Raw genomic sequence first — 17006 nt, forward strand, 5'->3', positions numbered from 1 at the left:
GTCGAATATCTCCACGCGGGAGGGCACGCCGTCGACGGCGATTTTCACTGCGGAATTGAAGGGGTTGGGGTAGGCCGTTATCTCGAAGGCGGAGGGCTTTACCGGCGGCGCAACCTCGGCAATCGATGTCGGAATAGCATATTGCACGATTGCGCGGATAGCGAAGTTGCTCGGGTTCGAAACCCAGGACGAACCACTCCAATAATACGACATTCCGCTGCCGGAACCGCTTGTCGAAATACTGATGGAACCGTCGCGGAAAACGCAACCGGCAGCAAAATCACCGCTGAAAAAGATCAACGTATCCGAAATGTAAAAGGTGTTCCAATTGGTCGAAACATAGGATATGTCCCCGATCCACAACGGATCGTCCGACGATGCCGATGTCAGATCGAAGTATGTCGGTTGCATCGACCCGGAGGATTGGAGGTTGATCTCCACGGCGATTATCCTTCCGGGCGAGATAATTGGAGTGAACTCCGCGCGGAGTTTAAAACCGTCGTAACCGCTGAAGCTTCCATAATACGGACCCGGCGCGGTTGCCCAAAGTGTATCGATCCCTCCGGTGCAGCTTCCGCTCGGTGCCGCAGCGACACGCTCGGAGTAGCGACTGCTTCCCGATGAGTAATTTGCGCGGACACGGTAATAATATATCTGGCCGTTGATAACCGATAAATCGTCGAATGACGCCGTCCCCGGAGTTCCAATCGTGGAATACGGACCGGTAGCGATCTGCGCACGATACACCGTGTATCCGGTGACTGCTGCGCCCGGAGGTGTCCATGTTAACGAAACATGGCCGGACAACATACTCTGAGCATTAAGGTTCATCGGCGGCGACATCGGAGAACCACTCACTGTGGCATTATAAGTGAAATTCGCCTGGCCGCCGCTATGCGCTGTGTTCGTCACGATCATGGCCATGTCCGAGACGGTGGCCCAATCGGTGATGTTCAAAGCGGCGGTGTTCCCCGCGCCGAGCGAAACGATATCTTCCACATAGCCGATCCCGTCGGACCTGAGAATTCTCACATCGAATTGTGCGGCGTCATCGCCGTCGAAACTCAAATCCATAATGGAACCGCCGTCGTTCTGCCGAAAACGGACTACATTGCACGCCACCGGGTATGGCCGGGTTCCAAGAGCCGGGCCGTGAGCGGGATAAGAATTGTGATCGCCAGATAGAGCAACATCTGGATACAATGCCGCTTCGGTAAAATGCGCGCCGTCGCTGCGCGCACCGGTGACATATCGCCAGCCGCTATATCGCGCATAGGCCAGATCGAATGTCGATCCATAGCCGATCAATGTCGTGTCCAGTGTAGCTATGTCGTCGGTGGAATATTTGTGGTTTTCCCAACAACCGGAAGGCCCGGCGAAAAACGGCGTGCCATAGGTCTCCCACAGATATATCGCCCATATCCCACCGCCATATTCGTGGCTGCCATCGTAGTATGTTTGGGATATATGCGGCGCGTCCTGATACCATTCGAGTTGAAGCTCGTGCCCGGGATATTCCGGCCAGACAGCGTGCTCCGCCCATACCGCGCAATTCTCCATCCACCACGTAAGCGAATTGAACGTGTATCCAAACTGTATCGCGTGATGGAACTCATGGGCGGTGAGATTCGCCGCGCATGCCGTTGGGTTCGACTCGCCGGATAGATCGCTTTTGAGGACGACATAGGACATCCTGTCGTCCCAAGGCGTGGAAGTAACCTGGCCGTCCGATTGGCAATATCCGTAAGTACTGCTCGAAAAATACTGTATATATGCATCGTAAAGGTTTGTCCCGCCACCGGTGCCGCCGTCATAAGGGGGATGTGCAAAACCCATAATGGTGACCTGCTCTATCCACGCGCTGTCGAGATAAGCGGCATAAAGCTGCACAGTCGCAATATTAGTGGCATCGGTGCCGGTCGTTGTATAATACACCCTGAAATGTCCCGTTGGGGAGTCGATATAATGTGGCAAACTCGGCCTTAGCAGTGCCGGTCTAAGAAGCTCTCTCGCTTTTGGCGATAGGGATTCCCATTCGCGTTGCACTTCGAGGAATATTGGCGTGGCGCACCTTCCAACGTTAATCTCTTCGCCCGATGGAACCAACTCCGGCGAAACAACCGACCAAACGGAAAGCACCAATTCTCTTTCGTGCTGTGACAGCACCGAAAGGTCGGCTTCGGTGGAAGCCCAAACAAAGGCGGCCAACAACAAAATTACGGCAATAGATCTCATATTACTAACTCCTTGTGTGTATTATCAATATTAATATAATACGACCAGATGGAGGCCTTTGTCAAAGGGTAATTGAAGGAATATATTGAACCTTGAGAACGATGTTTAGGTTTGATCAGACACTATCGAGTGTGATCGATAATTTTGCGTTCACCTTCAGTGAAATTCGATATGGATGATCAAGTCTGCATATTTAATCCCTAGATCATCTTGCCCAACAACTGCCTTTACTTATATAATATTTATTATACTCGTTTTTTTTGCGAACGATGTTAAATCGCTAATTTTCCTTAAGCAATGACTGTCACGCCCGATGCTACGTCCTTCGGACGCATCGGCTCTTCCCATCCACGACTCTGTCACCCATCCCCCTCGCGCCAGCCCTCACCTATTAAGATTGCTCCCATTCGCGCGCTTGCGATTTTTTATTTGTATTCCTATGAATATCCAGACAAGCTTGTCATGATAAAATTTTCCTTGCTTTAATTGGCTTAAATCGTTTTATTATAGCGATTTTGAAAAGAATTGAGGTTATTATGATAAGAATTAAACTTGAAGAGACACTCGAATACCTATGGGAAGACATTCAACCGAGCCTCGAGAAAGCTGCGCAAGAGGTTTTTCCTGAAGCGGAGTTTGAGAGCCGCGTGCTCTTCCGCGCTTTTTTAAAGGAGATCGGCCGCCAGAAACACGACTGGGCAAAAATACCGGACAACCTTATCGATTCGAGTTATTGAAATATGAGTTCGAGCTTGAAGAAACATATCATTCTTGCTTTGAAAGTCGGTGTTAGCGCGGCTCTTCTGTATTATTTAATCACGCGCATCGACTTGGAGGGATTTATTACTGCTGGAAGGGAATTCCCTCTTTGGACGATGCTTCCGCTCACGCTGGTGTTCATCGCGACCATTTTCATTGGAAGCTTGCGGTGGAAAGTATTTCTTGGCTCTCATGGAATAAGGCAATCGGTCATGAAAGGCGTCCAGCTTTACATGATTGGTTATTTTTTCAACAATTTCCTTCCTAGTGGAGTTGGCGGCGATGTTGTTCGTGGTTATTGCGCTGGCAAGGAATGCAAACGCATTCCTGTTGTTTATGCCTCGATAGCGGCGGAGCGTCTTTCGGGTCTTCTTGGGACACTCGCTATATCTCTGTTATTCCTACCTATAGTCCGTCCCCCGGCACCACTTCCGGTTCTAGTTCTGGGGCTCAATGTTCTTTTTTGGGTTGGCACAATCGTTTTCATTTTCCTTAATCTAGAGGATTTTCTGCGTAAAGTCTTAAACAAGCTACCTTTCGGCATAGGTGCGAAAATCGGCGATTTTGTCGAGGCGGTGCGATTTTTCCGTAAAGATACTAAAGCACTCATTCAAGGTTTTCTGCTTTCCATCATATATCAAGGATCGCTTATAACCTTCGTCTTTCTTATCGCAATTATTGCTGGCGTCGAAAAGATTCCATGCACGGCTTATTATGTTTTCGTTCCGCTTATATGGATAATTGCTCTTATACCTATTTCACTCAATGCTCTTGGAGTTAGGGAAGCGAGTTTCAGCTATTTTTTCAGTTTATGGGGAGCCTCGGAGGCTCAGGGACTGCTTGTTTCGCTGCTTTTCTTCGGGACTAGCGTAATCTGCGGTATTATTGGAGGTATAATCTGGGCTGTGTCCGGCAATAGGGCGAAATCTCAGGATATTCAAGACGGTCCGATAAACAAAAGCAAATAAATGAATAACACAACAATAGAGCTGGCAAAATTATATGATATAAACTGTTAAAGATTACCAAATCAGATAGCAACAACGCGTAGAGGTTTTTAATACCCGGAAATTTACCTAGTCTATATTGAAATCAACTGCGGGAACACGAAGGAAGATAACTTATGTTAAATAGCAGAATCATAATATTAGGGTTATTTTTAGTTCCTATTATTCTTTTACCAAATTCCGTTCCAATAATCACTGATGTTCGAATAGCTCGAACTGATTCCACAGCAATAATACATTTTTCAAGCTTCGACTCGGACAATGATTCGTTAACCTATCGCCTTGCGTTTGGAGATGAAGAAATCGACCTTGCACAAAAAGCGTTAGCTATTTCGAACGATAGCATAAAAATCCCACTCGATCTGTTGCCGGATACCGATTTGCCGCCACATCTTTTCGCCTATGACGGCACAGGCTACGGCGGCGAATATCTCGAGGTCGCTCCAGCGAAAAATGCGCGCGCATTTCTTTCCCGCTTCGAGATCACAAACCTCGAATTCGAGGCTTTTGTAGAAAACGGCGGTTACGAGACCGAGCAATATTGGATAATCGATGATGGCAGTATTAGCGTGCCCAAACTCGGTTGGCGCTATCAGGGCAAATTCGGCTGGCTTCATCCTGCGGGATGGGACAATCACTCCGATCCACCCTATGCAAGCGACACGGTTTCATCCGGACCATTTCATCCTGTGGTTGGTGTGTCGTGGTGGGAATGCTGGGCATACTGCAAGTGGGCTGGCGTCGAACTTCCTACCGAAGAACAATGGCGCGCTGCGGCTAACAAAGCCACCACAGGCTCGGGAATCCTGGTCGTTAGGGGCAATTTCGATGGCAATCGAGATGGCTTCGCCGCTCTTGCCCCAACTGGCAGCTATCCCTCTCTTGATTTTGCAGATTTAGCTGGCAATGTCTGGGAATGGCTTGTTATTGTCCGTGACGTTATCGATTATGCCGAATTTACCTGCGCAGCGAGAGCCCTCGCGGGCGGAAGCTGGCGTTCCTCGGCAAATTTATTCCCGGACCATCGTCGTTCCCATTGCCCCTTACTTCGCGACCCGGATATCGGTTTACGCACAGCTGTGAAAACAATCCCTTACGGAGAATAATAGATACAAACCCTACTTTGAATATTCCTATTAATAGTCGGCGCATCAACATCATTTCAACTCGAGTCCTTATGTCATTTCAAGAAGCGCAAACAACGAAGCGTTCTCAGCGCGAATAGAAGGAGATTTCTCCCCTTCGGGTCGAAATGACAGCAAGGTTGAGGTATATTGCCGCGCCCTTTGGACTCGCAATGACACTAGAAGCAAATTTATATGGCAACCTTGAATCTCCATCACTTCCGGTATTTTACCTCGTCCAAGCGAGCTTCGACTCCGCTCAGCCACCAATAGCAGCCCCTCGGCTGAGCCGTGGGAATGTTGATGAGGGTCTGGAGATTTATGGCAGAAGACCATTGTTGTCGGCCATGCCGACTTTTTGTTTGAAATGATGAGGTAATTGCCTATATTATAAAACGATGTGGGACTTTAAATTCATAGGAGCACTCGAAAAAGCCATCGCTTCGGTGCTGGTAATCGCGATAGTCTATCTTCTGATTCGCGTATCTTTCCGCCTCATAAAAAAAGTAGTCAAGAGTCCCGAATCCAAATATGCTATCCGTAAAAGCGCTATTTACGGATCCACAGTTTTCAGTTTGATACTCGTCGCGACTATATGGATCGAGGTTATCTCAAGCTTTACAACATTTCTTGGGATAATCGGCGCGGGCGTGGCTCTTGCCCTGAAAGACCCATTGACCTCAATCGCCGGATGGTTCTATTTAACAATTTCACGCACATATAGCCTCGGCGATAGAGTAGAAATAGATAATCTCAAAGGCGATGTTGTCGATGTGAGCATCTTCCACACAACCATGCTCGAGGTCGATGGTTGGGTCGATAGCGAACAATCTACAGGGAGGCTTGTCACGTTCCCCCATAATTGGTTATTTACGAAAAGAGTATATAACTACTCGAAGGGCTTCCGCTTCATTTGGACCGAGGTTTCACTGGTGATAACATTCGAGAGCAATCTCAAGCTCGCCTCAGATATAATCCTCAAACGCGCGCAGGAGATTTGCGGGAACATCCCCGAGCTTGCGGAGAAAGCCCTGAAAGACACATCGAACAAGTATCTTATTAGAATAGGCAAACTTACACCGATTGTATATACCAAAGTTATCGACAGTGGAGTCAAACTCTCTGCGCGGTTTCTCACGCGCGTGCGCGCGAGGCGGCAGTCCGAACACGATCTTTACAACGCGATCCTCGAGGATTTCGCCAAAGAGCAGGATGTCAATCTTGCATACCCAACATACAGATTGGTGCAAAATCAGGATTGAGAGATAAACTTATAACTCTATGAATTAGTAGCATACATCCAAAATCTAGGGGATTTTTCTCTTAAAATAAATACTATGCACAAAAAAAGATGAAGGAATTTTATTACTCAATAGTTATTTTCTTCTCTATCTCGTAACCTCATATGGAACATGGGGGTATAGTAATTCGATTTCCTTTCAACGAACCTAAGAATATCCAACATAAACGCTATTATGAGTTTAATTGGGCCTGTTTAAAACCCCAGTTATCAGATGTAGGAATTACTTTATAAAAATCACACGCTTAGTAATCGAGGTATTGAATCCCATTTTTGCTCGTATCAAATAAACACCCGAAGATATGGAAGCATTCGGTGTCCATGTGAATTTGCATATTATGTAGGCGGCCTCTGCGTCACCTGTTCTTTTAGTATTCGAGGTTGAAGCAAGCTTCGACGGTGCAGTTTCATTTTTAGTTAAATCCACTACCGACCGTCCCGAGATGTCGAAAACCTCGATATTAAAGGGCAATTCACGAATTGCCCTAATGGGTGCTTCAATGGAAACCCGCAGCGATGAATTAAAAGGATTGGGATAAGCACAAACCGAAATTTGGGCAGGTCTGTAAGATTTTTCGTTCACGGTTACAGGAATCGATATTATCTCAACCGGAAAATTGTGTTGTATAGTGGTCCCATCGCCCAATTGGCCATACCCATTACGCCCCCATGCCAAAAGCCGGCTATCGCTTAAAACTACGAAATTGTGCCCAGAACCGGTTTCGATTTTTACTGCATCAAATAAATAGCCTATGTTATCCTTGCCGTGAACACGCACAGGCAAATGTTCATCACAAGTGCTATTATTGCCTATCGAACCGTAGAAATTATTCCCCCATGCCCATACCGAACCATCATCTAAAAGCGCTATGGAATGTTCTAAACCGCTTTCAAAAGCAGTTACTCCAAGTAAAAAACCGAAACCAGAACCATTGAGGACTCTCGTTGGCAGTCTTTTAGAAATAATCGAAGCATCCGCAAGTTGTCCATTGAAATTCCTCCCCCAACCCCATAATTTACCATAGCTATCTAGAGCAAGGCTATGACCGGTTATCCCGAATATTCCATGCTGTGTAGCCGAAAAAGCAGAAATATTCTTTAAAGTATCTGTCCCAGTTGAATCAAATACCGGAAGCGGAAAGTAGCGGCTTAAAGTTGTGTCATTCCCAAGCTGACCATCTACACCAGACCCCCACGACCATAGCATTTCGTCAAATCTCATTGCTAAATTAAATGAAGCACCGGCAACCATCTCGTCAACACCGTTGAAAATTACAGAAGATGAGATTAGCACTGGATAAGCAAGGGTATGTGCATCACTATCCGCTAAACCCCTTCCAAGTTGGCCCTCGTTGTTCGTGCCCCAGGCCCATAGAATGCCCCAACTATCGAGTGCAAGCGAATGAGAAGACCCAGCGGATATCTTCTCTATATCTTCGATTGGATAACCCGTGGAATCGAGAACATAGCAAGGGAAACGGGCATCGGAAGATGTTCCGTTTCCGAGTTGGCCTTTATCATTTTTACCAAAAGCAAGCACATGACCATCGGACATAAGCGCAAGTGAATAGTTTACGCCTGCCGATACATCAATAATATCCATAAGATATCCAGTATCGGTGATGTTTCTTACACGATTTGGGCTATGCCTTTCTGAAATCAAACTATCACCGAGTTGGCCGTATTCATTACTTCCCCATGAATAAACAGAGCCATCATCAATAAGCATTAATGTGTGATTATTCCCCGCAGAAATCCCGGTGATATTTGAAAAAGCAGGAGAAACATAAATAAAAAGCGTAAGAAAAAGGAATTTTAAATTAGTGATTCGCATCGAATAAAAATATTACTCCTCGGAAATTTTTCGCAGTTTTCCTTGAGCTGCAGAATTGGTTATCGAAGAAGTTGAATTTTATGGATACAGAATTTAAGGCCCGATCGCAATCTCACGAAATATATTCCAGAAGGAGCTTTGTTTCCACTCGTGTAGGAACCATTCCAAACCACCGTGAACCTCCCCGCTTCTTTCTCTCCACTAAAAATCTTATTCACAGACTTCCCTAAAATATCGAAAACTTCAATTTCAGTATTATCCGAAAGAGGAAGTTCCCAATCAATCCTCACAGCTGAATTGAAGGGATTTGGATTGCATAATATAGCCAGTTCCTCAGGTAAATCTGCACCGGAATTCGATACTCGAGTAAACTCGATTGTCTTGCTTAAAATCGAAATATCCGGCAATTTGGATTTCTCCTTTTCCAAAGAGCTGAGTGAAGTCACAGTGACCTCTCCCCCATTTAATGCGCCAGATGAAGGTTTTAGGAAAACGGATATCTGTTCACCTGCGTTCCCTTGAAGATACACAGCAAGCCTTCCCTCAGAGCAATAATGTTCTAGTGAATTATCCATAAGGCTCACGAAAGAGAAATCTTGTGCATCCCATTCGAATAAAATCGTCCTCGGTTCCGCGCTTTTATCAGATATCGATACTGATACAGTAGCAGCAATCTGAGAATCATCATTAAATATCTCCGCCGAAACTACAAATGGGAGATTAGATCCACCAGCGAGAAGAACGCCCACAAACACTAATACTAAAACAGATTTTCTTAAATCAATCTTCATGATCTCTCCTAAAGAGTAATCAATATTTTATCTACAAATATCCAGTATTGTCCTGAACGGAGAACCGATGGACAATCATAGTATAAAACAATTCGATCCACTTTCTGCATATCCGGTAAAATATCTAACGGCACCTCAACGCTCACCCATCTATCCAGAGGATCGGTTCTAAGTTGTGGAAAATATATTTGCCCGTTTTTATCGGGAAGGAAGTAGTCCGAAAGCCATGTTGTGTCCACGTCATCGAAACTAACCAGTCGAAGATCCAAAATGGCGGTGCCGTAATCCATCGGAAAATCGAAATGATAATAAATCTCGAAACTAAGCTTGCTTGCTTGAGTAAGCTCGAGCTCCTCGAATGGCGGCAATTCCCATAAATCGTATTTAAATCGAGACGGGCTGAATCCATTCATATCTCCATGTGCCATCAGATAATAGTCGCCGTCGGTAGGTGTCGGCCAAGAGTCATCTGGGGCGTGTATATCGCAGGTGTCGGGAGTAGTGTTCTCCGTAAGTTTTAATCTATCCGGTGTGTAGGTTGGCGGATCGTTAGGTTCAAATGAAGCGAAAAACGCCCTTCTCAACATAAAGTTATCGATACATGCCTCGGTGCCAGTGGTCGCCTTAATCCATACGGATTCCACAATTCTAGAAGAATCTGCTATATCGAAACTGTCTGGAACCGCATCGCGATATTCGTGAGGTGTCGGGGATGTAATAGAATCGAACCACACAATACCATCAACATCCCGAAGCTTATAACCAAGGAACAAACTCCCCGATAATACCTTCGCTTCGTAAACCATGAAAAGACAGCGCTTCGTGCAAAGCGAACAAGGATTCACCTGGCGAACATCGAAGAGAAGCGTGCTATCCTCCGGCGAAAACATAAACTCAAAGCTCGGTGTTTCAATTCGAAGCCAGCCCTCATCTCCATCGAGGACTCGCTGGCATAAGATCGATGGATTGTAAATATCCATTGAATCACCGGGGACATTGCTCATGTATCCAAAATTCCGGAGAGAATCGTCGTCGTTGAAATCTGTGGTTGGGAAGCTATCCACATCGATGAATGTGAAAATGCTATCATCGAAGGCGAGGTATTCTTTCGCTAACTTAAAAGTCGAATCGATGCTGTCCTGAGCGAACTCGGTAAACCAACTCCACAGAGTTTCTCCGGTAGCCGCGTCGGTTTCGAACCAATGCCAGGTCGTGTCTCCTGTTATTGTATCGACATCGAAGCTCCACGGCCCGATATCGTTGCTCAGAAGCAGCGAAGCATATGTCATTTTAACATAATCGTCGTTGATATGCGATTCGGAGATTTTATGAATATTAATTTCCTCCCAATCGACGAGAGTATCGACGTTATTATCAGCATCGTCAGTTAAATTATCTCCAAAATGAGTGTAAACACCGAAAGTATCGACATACACTTCTTTTTTTCTCTGGAAAATGGAAACATTGTCGATATATGATCGAAGGTTGCCCATACACGGAAGATCGCTTTCGTAGCGTATCAGAATATCTTGTATAAGCCATCCGGTAAGAATATCCGGAAGCTCGACATCGATATATCGCCAAAAATCCCCCGAAACCGGTCGATATGTCAGATCACCTTCAGAATCTATTTCGTTGCGATCCCACGGATAGTAAGAATTGCTCCACTGGTCATGAATCTCTTCGCCCTCCTCGGCGAGGAAATCGAGCATATATTTCGTTTCACCTGAATTAGGATTGTATATCTTGAAATCGATAACAACTTTTGGTGGAACAAGATCAGTTAAATCCTGCCTTTCATAATATAGAAGAGGAGAATGTTCGTGCCAAATATAGTAGCCCAAGTTCGTGCAGTCCTCGATGTGGTATTCGAGGTCCTCCGGTAAGAGCGAAAAAACAAATCCGGGATTGCTAACCTCATCCATTTGCATATGAAGAGGATCGAAATATCCATTTACTTCATAAACCAATCCCCTTGGGCCATAAAGCATCGTGTCTATCGGAATATCGGTCGTGTCGTGTGGATCTTCCGAAGATAACATAGCCAGTGAACAAAGCGGTGTGCCGGGAGCATTGTTCCACGCGAAGAAACCCGGGGAGTCGCCCAACAATACGTTTCGATTGAATCCCTCTTCAGGTTCGCTTTCCGGTTCGAAGGTGAAAACAATATTCTTGTTGCGAATGCTCAGGTTGTCGATATAGGCGTGAACTTGACCGTGCTCGTCGTTCGGGGCGTCCTCATAGCCGACGAGGATACCTGTTATGGTCTTGCCATCGAACGGCGCGAGCGAGGCGGTGGTCCTTGTAAATCCGTCCGTGGAAATGTCTGACGGCCGGGTCGATGGATGCATGCGTATGCTGTCTACGTCGACGAAATTCGAGTCCGCCATCGAGCGGGTTTCGTTGGTGAATATAAGGTCCACGCAGATATGTTTGCCGTTGGCGGTTCGCGGCCATAGATCGTAAGATAATTCGAGGTATTTATTAACCTCGATATTGCAATTAAACAGCTTGAAATAAATGTAGCTGTTGTCCCACATGCCCGCGCCTTCGCCGGTCAAGTCGTCGCAAATGAATTCTAAAACCCGGTTGCCGTCGGCCAGGGTCGTGGTGTCGCACAGATGATCGAAGGTCGAATCGCGCACCGCCTCACTCGCCTCTTTAACATTGTCATTGTATCCGAACGGATTCGTTCTCGTTTCCGCTCCGTCCCACGTTATTGTGAATCTACCGTTCCAATATTCATTAGGATCGCGGAAATAATGTTCGACCCAGTCGGCGAGACCGTTGACATTGGCATCCATATATTTATCGTCGTCTTTCGAGCTATAAACACCGGAAACAACCGGCCACGGCACGAAGTTATAACTCCCGTCGTCGTCGGTTCTCGGGCTGTGATTAAGATAAACATCCCAGTCCGTTCGCGTCGTATCGATAGTGTCTCCGGCGAAAGTCTCGACCGGCAAGCGTGTCGTATCGGTATTCATGAAATAATTCATCTCGTCGCCGTCGAGAGCCTCGAATGGGGAATTATCCGAATTGGGATTTAGCGGGTCGAGACCCAATTTTAGCTCCATACCGTCATAGAGGCCGTCGAAATCCGAATCGGGATTGTAAGGATTCGTCCCGAAAACGAGTTCCATATTATCCTCGAGCGTGTCGGAATCCGAGTCCATGAGATAATGAAGAACGAAGATATCACCCTTCTTGAGCACAGTGCTACCACCCAAGAACCTCTGCCTATGTCCGTCGGACAGTATATACGGCAGGTCGGCCTTTCTCGAAGGGTCGGCTATCGTATCGATACTGGACATCAACAACCAGTGGCCGTAGGACGTCAGTGAATCGCAACCCGGAGCTGCAAAAGTGTCATTGTATCCAACATTGGGCATACAGCCAACGCGCAGAAGCGTATCCATTAGATTGTCATGCAGTGCTCCTATCGTATCCCACCAGAACGGCTCGATCTTCGGCGGGCCGCTGCCGCCGGAATATCTCACGATGAATTCTTTGAGGGTATAATATGTCGTATCACTCCCCGATAGCGACTTTATCGGCGATTCCTTAACACAATTTACCAGATCGGTTTCGCCCGGATAGGCGCACAGAACAGAAACATAACTTCTATGAGCTGCTTCGATGGATGTCCAATCGCACGGGTTGTCGCAAGAGAAGATACCTAAATCGCCGATATTATAAGTAGGCCGCCTTTCAATTCTCCACGTTACCTTTTTCTCATCCGCGAAATCGTCGATAAATCTCCGATAAATATCGTGTCTATACCATTGCTGTTGCAGACTCAGGCCGGCAATGGTCTCGGCTATATTCAATCCGTATATGGCGATGAAACCTATGGGAACCCATAACATACTGGCGACAAGAGCCACACCTCCTCCAATAGCGGCAATAGAATATCCGGTGAACATCCCCCTGAAGTTATCGATATCCGGTATCGTATCGGTCGAGCTTTCTATCGATAAACCTATCCAATCCGCAAACCTGTTATCCGTGATATACTCGAATTTATCCGGTAGGCCCGAACCTGCGCCGGTATCGCCTTCCATAAATAGCCATGGCACGAGGTTATCGATACCGACAACATAGTCATTCTCGACGAATTTCAGCGAGTTGTTGCCGGGCCAGAATAGATCGAGATACAGATAGCAATACGGAGTGGAAGATTCCACATCGTAGTCGAAAGGCTCGGTTCCGTAATTCTTCAGTGTAAAATAGCTATACAGAATCGTCTCGCCATAGTCGAACTCCTCCTCGGTAGCCATCTCCCATCCGGTTGTAACCTTCCAGCTTGCGGACGCTTTTTGCTCAAACTTGGTTCCCGCTTCTCCTCCTTCGTGAAAAACGTAGGAGCCGAAACTGGTTTCCTCATAGACTTCCGCAGTGAATTCGGCACCGATTTCGCTTTCTCCGCCTACCGCACGCGAGGAGTTGATCTTGTCCGAAAACGGTAATAGCAATTGGTCTCGATTATGGGTCATATGCAATACGGGAAAAGCCGGGATAAGCGGGTGCGGGCCATTGCGGACAACGTAGGGCAGCGGGTCGTCCAGCGGATATGGATACTCGCCGGATTTACACCACCACGCCATCCACTCGGTCCGGTCGGAATACTGATCCCAGTCGGAGCTTGCGCAATAGGGATCGAAAGGCCCGATGTCCAGCTCCGCCATACAGTATATCTCCGCACCGTTGGGAATCGAATCCCCATCCCAATCCTGAAATGATGCGACCCAGTCCAGTCTCGGCGGTATGAATTGTTGATATACCATCTCGTGGTCGTTCAGCGCGCCGGATGTCGGATCGGAATGTTTCAACAACGGGCAACTGCACCAGAGGTATTCAAAATAGTCGTCCAGGCCGTCTTTGTCCGTATCGAAACCGTCGATATGCATGAATGTGTCGTATTGGTATTCCGTGCTTATGAAGACTATGCCGTAATCGTCCCAGAGCGTGTCGTTAATGAAACTGCGGATATCGAGGCCGTCGATCTCCGTGCCGAGGATGAACGCCATCCGGAGACGCATGTCCTCTTCCCAATAATGGATGCCGTAATTGGGGTAATTCTCGCCGCCGAATAGCCTTCCCGACTGCTCGAGGCCGTCGGGGATGCCGTCGTGGTCACTGTCGAGAGTGCCGTAAAGCAGCGTGTCCCAATCCTCTGTGAACCTGAAACGAACATTTGCGCGATGGAAATCGACCAACGCTCGCTCGCCGTAAGTGTTGAATAGATACATATTTTCGAACGATCTCTGCAACTCGACCGCCTCGGTAAGCCTGTTTTGGGACATGAGGTTATGATATTTAAATTCGATAGGTGCACCGCGCTTTCGAACCATCGGCCATATCGGCGAGGATGGCCCTGAATCCCACGAACGTTGCATCGGCGGCGGAGAGCGAAGTTCCTCCGGCAACTCGCGCCGACTCATCGGCGGATACATGCCCATCTCGAAATAAAGCTCGTAATCGTTAAAGCCGTCTTTGTCCTCCGTCGATGGATCGTTCGGGTCGGAGAACATGAGAAGTTCGAGGTAATCCGATATTCCGTCGCCGTCGCTGTCGTCGGAGTTCGGATCGAGGCCGAGTATCGCTTTCGCCTCGAAACCGATCCTTCGGTTCGACGTAAAAGCTCTCAGCTTCGATCTCGGGAAATTGATACATCCGAGGTCGGCAGGACCGCTATTCGTCTCGATCTTATATGTATAGCCGTTATCGGATGAAATCGGTGTGCCGCCACCGAAGAGCGCCTCGCCAAACCAGACGGTCTTATCCACATCGAAATCGACGCCGCCGATATTGTCGAGACTCGCGCTTTTTGCATTTGAAGGAGATGAATATATTACAACGTTCCACGAATTGTCGTCGAGGAACATCTCCTCGCATGCTAACGAGAATCGCTCGTTGCGACTGTATGCTACCCATCGCCTGACGGATTCCATCGAATCCGGTGTGGAGATATACAAGCCCTCGGTCGAACGACCCCATATAGCGGGTTTTTTAGAGAGAATAAGTTCTCCGTCCGCCGATATATCGAAATGGCTCGTTAATACGAGAGTGCTAAAATCCGGGCGATACCAGTTGTCGGCCAATTCGCCGGTTTCGAGGGAGTATGTTTCCGCGTCGAAAACCTGATTGAGGACGATATTCATGTGCTCGACCAATCTCACTTCGGTTCCCTCGATATAGACAAGGTTGAGCGAAGCGATGTCGCCGTCTTCGAGGCGGAGATTGATATTCGGTGCCGCGCCGATAGTTTTGAAACCGGTGGAAAAATCGCCGCCTATGACAGCTCGGCGGGATACAGGTTCGATTTCCTCGATTCCATATTCGGGGAAACCGGTCCATCGCTCGACCGGCGCGTTCGATGAATATGTAATTTGGACATCTCCTAGAAGCGATAATCCATCGCCACTATCGAGCACCGGAATTATCTTGCTGTCGAGCAGCTTTCCGCGATCCGGCGACCAAAGCGCATAGAGGACATAAATATCGCCCGCGCCTGAAAGCACCTCGTCGAAAGACATCGCGCTCGATGCGTCGATTTTATCCGATATTTGGAGGGGCATATTGCGCACCTTTTCGCCGAAAAAGGGCATCGGTTCGGCGAATTGCGCGAACGTTCCGCCGCAAAGCGCCGCGAGCATCACGACTGCTAATATAACATTGCGTTTTCTCATTTTATGTCTCCATTTTGTCTCTTTAAAAAACCCTGTCATCTATATATTTCACGCCTATGTCCGAGTCTCAAAACAACAATTGTATCGCTGTCCGTGTCGAATATTACCCTGTAATCGCCGATCCTAAATCTGTATGATCCCAATTCCTTGCGACTTAGTTTTATGGCGATACGTTTCTTAATTTCGCTATCGAGCCTTTCTAAATCCGATAGCGCTCTCCTTGTAAAAACGATCTTATACACCGAATACTTCCTCGAAGGATTTCGTGCGTCCCTTTTTGTAATCCTCTCTGGCTTCGATTATCGATTTCAGATAATCCGAGCTTCCGAGAGCCATGATATCCTCGAAAAACTCACCGATGCTTTCCTCGACACTCTCGTGGATAAGCGATTTAAGTTCTTCGACCGATAATTCAGCTACTCGGGTCATATTAAATCTCTTTTTTGCCTGTCGCCGCGTGGCGACCGTTTTTCAATTCGTATTCCCTGTCATCGCGGAATTGCCCGCCCCGACAATTTACGCGTTCTTCTTCTCCCGCTTTTCTTTTCTCTTTTCCTTCAGGGTTTTTGCCGGCTTCTTTTTCGTGTCCTTTTTTGCATCTCTCGATTTTCCCATTTTTTTCCTTTCAATATGTTAGTGGGGGCAACCCTTGTGGTCGCCCGATTCACGGGAGCCCTCCCCTGCCACGCAATCATCGTTTTCCAATCGTAGGGGACGGTCTTGCGCCGTCCCGTTCGTTTTATCCTGCGCCATCGTTACGGGAGGGCGTAAAACCCTCCCCTACGGAAAACCGTCGTCCTTATCTCAAATCGTCGACGAAGGAGATTCTTCTCAGTTGGACATCGCCGTCCGCAGGAAGAGCCTGTAATACCCATGTCGCGCCACCGTCGATAGTGTGGAATGCCGTTCCGCCGGTATAATCCGCGTTCACTATCCACGCTATATTCCCGTCCAGAGTGGTAATACCCATACAATAACCGCCTCCCGCCGTCGAATCTTCGGGTATAACCTGATTCTCCCAATTTGCGCCCTGATCATCGGAAAATAGTATATTATTATAGTCGGCGGCTATCCAAACATCCGTTTCATTGACCGCGCAAATACCGTTATTATGGTTCATTCCCAAGGTTGTGGGTCTGGCAAGCCAACTCGCGCCACCGTCGGTAGTAACGAAAGCGAGGGAAGCCATTCCTACCGCCCAGAAAATATTTTCGTCTAATGCGTGGATATCGATAAAGAAATTTTTTCCCATAGGATCCGGATC

At 47.4% G+C, this 17006-nt stretch carries 12 protein-coding genes; 5 read left to right on the forward strand and 7 right to left on the reverse strand.

Annotated features, from left to right (window positions below):
* Nucleotides 1-2235 (reverse strand): fibronectin type III domain-containing protein (locus tag KAH81_06445; GenBank protein MCK5833294.1); only part of this gene is annotated, 2235 nt, incomplete at its 3' end.
* A 536-nt stretch (nt 2236-2771) separates the two neighbouring features.
* Here KAH81_06445 and KAH81_06450 point away from each other — a divergent pair.
* The 5 genes from KAH81_06450 to KAH81_06470 all read left to right on the forward strand — a co-directional run bounded on the left by KAH81_06450 (nt 2772) and on the right by KAH81_06470 (nt 6387).
* Nucleotides 2772-2972, forward strand: coding sequence for a hypothetical protein (locus tag KAH81_06450; protein ID MCK5833295.1), 201 nt, complete (start codon nt 2772-2774; stop codon nt 2970-2972).
* 15 nt (nt 2973-2987) lie between these two features.
* Complete coding sequence (locus tag KAH81_06455) at nt 2988-3962, forward strand: flippase-like domain-containing protein (GenBank protein MCK5833296.1); 975 nt, start codon at nt 2988-2990, stop codon at nt 3960-3962.
* A gap of 155 nt (nt 3963-4117) precedes the next feature.
* A complete protein-coding gene (locus tag KAH81_06460; GenBank protein ID MCK5833297.1) occupies nt 4118-5107 on the forward strand; it encodes an SUMF1/EgtB/PvdO family nonheme iron enzyme in 990 nt (329 codons plus the stop codon).
* Nucleotides 5108-5253: 146 nt separating this feature from the next.
* Nucleotides 5254-5496, forward strand: a complete 243-nt coding sequence (locus KAH81_06465) for a hypothetical protein (protein ID MCK5833298.1) — start codon at nt 5254-5256, stop codon at nt 5494-5496.
* 27 nt (nt 5497-5523) lie between these two features.
* Complete coding sequence (locus KAH81_06470) at nt 5524-6387, forward strand: mechanosensitive ion channel family protein (protein MCK5833299.1); 864 nt, start codon at nt 5524-5526, stop codon at nt 6385-6387.
* A 261-nt stretch (nt 6388-6648) separates the two neighbouring features.
* Here KAH81_06470 and KAH81_06475 read toward each other — a convergent pair whose 3' ends face one another.
* The 6 genes from KAH81_06475 to KAH81_06500 all read right to left on the reverse strand — a co-directional run.
* Entirely contained in the window at nt 6649-8259 is a 1611-nt protein-coding gene (locus KAH81_06475) for a T9SS type A sorting domain-containing protein (protein ID MCK5833300.1), read from the reverse strand.
* 59 nt (nt 8260-8318) lie between these two features.
* Nucleotides 8319-9050 (reverse strand): T9SS type A sorting domain-containing protein, encoded by a 732-nt coding sequence (locus tag KAH81_06480; GenBank protein ID MCK5833301.1) that lies wholly within the window; start codon nt 9048-9050, stop codon nt 8319-8321.
* An 8-nt stretch (nt 9051-9058) separates the two neighbouring features.
* Nucleotides 9059-15742: a hypothetical protein gene (locus tag KAH81_06485; protein ID MCK5833302.1), complete on the reverse strand. Its 6684-nt coding sequence runs from the start codon at nt 15740-15742 to the stop codon at nt 9059-9061.
* Nucleotides 15743-15777: 35 nt separating this feature from the next.
* Nucleotides 15778-15975 (reverse strand): type II toxin-antitoxin system RelE/ParE family toxin, encoded by a 198-nt coding sequence (locus KAH81_06490; GenBank protein ID MCK5833303.1) that lies wholly within the window; start codon nt 15973-15975, stop codon nt 15778-15780.
* 1 nt (nt 15976) lies between these two features.
* Nucleotides 15977-16171, reverse strand: a complete 195-nt coding sequence (locus KAH81_06495; protein MCK5833304.1) for a hypothetical protein — start codon at nt 16169-16171, stop codon at nt 15977-15979.
* A 370-nt stretch (nt 16172-16541) separates the two neighbouring features.
* Nucleotides 16542-17006: hypothetical protein (locus tag KAH81_06500; GenBank protein MCK5833305.1), on the reverse strand; the 465-nt coding region annotated here is incomplete at its 5' end.

The sequence above is a fragment of the bacterium genome, assembly GCA_023145965.1.
Lineage (GTDB): Bacteria > UBP14 > UBA6098 > UBA6098 > UBA6098 > UBA6098.

Bases quoted from the DNA above. Each gene is read 5' to 3' on its own strand.
- KAH81_06450 (MCK5833295.1), top strand. From the start codon at position 2,772: ATGATAAGAATTAAACTTGAAGAGACACTCGAATACCTATGGGAAGAC.
- KAH81_06460 (MCK5833297.1), top strand. From the start codon at position 4,118: ATGTTAAATAGCAGAATCATAATATTAGGGTTATTTTTAGTTCCTATT.
- KAH81_06465 (MCK5833298.1), top strand. From the start codon at position 5,254: ATGACAGCAAGGTTGAGGTATATTGCCGCGCCCTTTGGACTCGCAATG.
- KAH81_06475 (MCK5833300.1), bottom strand. From the start codon at position 8,259: ATGCGAATCACTAATTTAAAATTCCTTTTTCTTACGCTTTTTATTTAT.
- KAH81_06495 (MCK5833304.1), bottom strand. From the start codon at position 16,171: ATGACCCGAGTAGCTGAATTATCGGTCGAAGAACTTAAATCGCTTATC.
- KAH81_06485 (MCK5833302.1), bottom strand. From the start codon at position 15,742: ATGAGAAAACGCAATGTTATATTAGCAGTCGTGATGCTCGCGGCGCTT.
- KAH81_06470 (MCK5833299.1), top strand. From the start codon at position 5,524: ATGTGGGACTTTAAATTCATAGGAGCACTCGAAAAAGCCATCGCTTCG.
- KAH81_06480 (MCK5833301.1), bottom strand. From the start codon at position 9,050: ATGAAGATTGATTTAAGAAAATCTGTTTTAGTATTAGTGTTTGTGGGC.